1 protein-coding gene is annotated in these 1,649 nt (G+C 73.0%); it reads left to right on the top strand.

What is annotated here, in order from left to right; genetic code table 11:
- Positions 1-66 precede the first annotated feature (66 nt).
- On the top strand, positions 67-1,476 hold the full coding sequence (locus ACY45C_RS05665; RefSeq protein WP_462186600.1) for a transposase: 1,410 nt from the start codon (positions 67-69) through the stop codon (positions 1,474-1,476).
- Positions 1,477-1,649: the final 173 nt, after the last annotated feature.

The following is a 1,649-nucleotide window of genomic DNA, read 5'->3' as shown; positions in this document are numbered from 1 at the left end:
CTCCTTACCACCACCAACCGATGACGTCCTGACGAGAGGCACCCGCCGGGTGAAGAGACTACGCAGATCGACCGGGCCGCGGAAACGGGCCCTGCGGGTTCGGGTCGGGCCGGCGGACCGGTCGCTGACCGGGTTGGCCGGCTTGGCGGCGGTGAGCGAACTGGTGGATCGGCTCGGGGTCGTCGAGACGCTCGACGAGCGGGTCGGGCCGGTCAAGCAGCGGGCGCGGGGACTGTCGGCCGGGGAGTTGCTGGTCGGGTTGGCCACGGCGCAGCTGACAGGGCAGGCGACGCTGTCCGGGCTGGACCGGCTGCGTCTGGACGAGGCGGGCGGGCTGCTGGCGGCGGGCCGTTCGCGCCGTCGCGGACGGCGGCGAGGCTGGCGGCCAGGTTCGGGCCGGGCGCGTTGGCCGGGGTCGAGGCGACGGTCGGGGTGCTCGCCGGCCGCTGGCTGGCCCGGTTACCCGCGCAGCGCCGGGCCGAGCTGGTCACGGATCGGCCGACGCTGGACCTGGACTCCTCGGACGTCGAGGTCTTCGGCCGCACGAAGCGCGGCGTGGCCTATACCTACGAGGGGAAGAAGGCCGGCCGGCCGCTGCTGGCGTCGTGGGCCAGGACCGGGCTGGTCCTGGCCGCGGACCTGCTCGCCGGCGACCAGGACGTCCGTCCGCGCGCGGCAGGCCTGTTCGCGCGGGCTCTGGCGAACCTGCCGGTCGCGGTCCGCGCGCCGCCGCTGCCGCGCGCGGACTCGGGGTTTTTCACCGGCGACCTCGCCCGCGCCGCCGTGGCCGCGGGGATGGACTTCGCAATCGCCGCGCCGCGTAACTCCGCGTTCTGGCGCGCCTACGCCGCCGTCGAGGAGACGTCCTGGACGGACGCGCGGGACATGACCGGCGCCCAGGTCGCCACCAGTAGCTACGCTCCGACCGGCTGGCCGCCCGGCACCTACACGATCATCCGCCGGGTGAAGGTCCCCGCCGCCGAGATCTCCACCGACCCCCGCTCACCGCGGCGGCGCACCATCCCGAAAGCCCAGCTCACCCTCGCGCTCGACGGAATCGTCGACCATGCCTGGGCGGTCAGCTTCATCGTCACGAACATCCCCGCCAACGACGGGCCGGACATCGTCGCGCTCGAGCACTGGTTCCGCGGCCACGCCGACATCGAGACCCAGATCAAGGACCACAAGCTCGGCGCCGGCCTACGCCACCTGCCCTCAGCCGACCCGACCATCAACACCGTCTGGACGTGGGCCGCGATCCTCGCCGGTTGGCTGTCCACCCTGCTCCAGACGCTCACCGGGTTCGACCAGCGCGCCGGGCGCGCGCACGGCGACCGGCTCCGCCACGAACTGATCACCATCCCCGGCCGGGTCACCCGCCACGCAGGCCAACTGATCCTGCGCCTGCCACCCGGCCGCGACCAGCACCTAACCACCGCCCTCGCCCGGCTGCGCGCCCTGCCCGCGGCCGTCTGACCAGCCCGTTCTCTACGCGGAACACGCCCCCGGGCCGTGGACCCGGCGCTCACCCGGCACGACAGCCGGGCCTTCACCCTGCCCAGCCGTCGAAAACAACATCAACAAACCCGAAAAGGGAAGATCACCGAACTTTGATCATGCAAGCCGGCACTACTGGCGGATCTAGGGGG

The organism is Frankia sp. CcWB2 (assembly GCF_977927585.1).
Note: the sequence above shows the minus strand (reverse complement) of the source record. Positions and strands in the feature narration are given on the sequence as shown.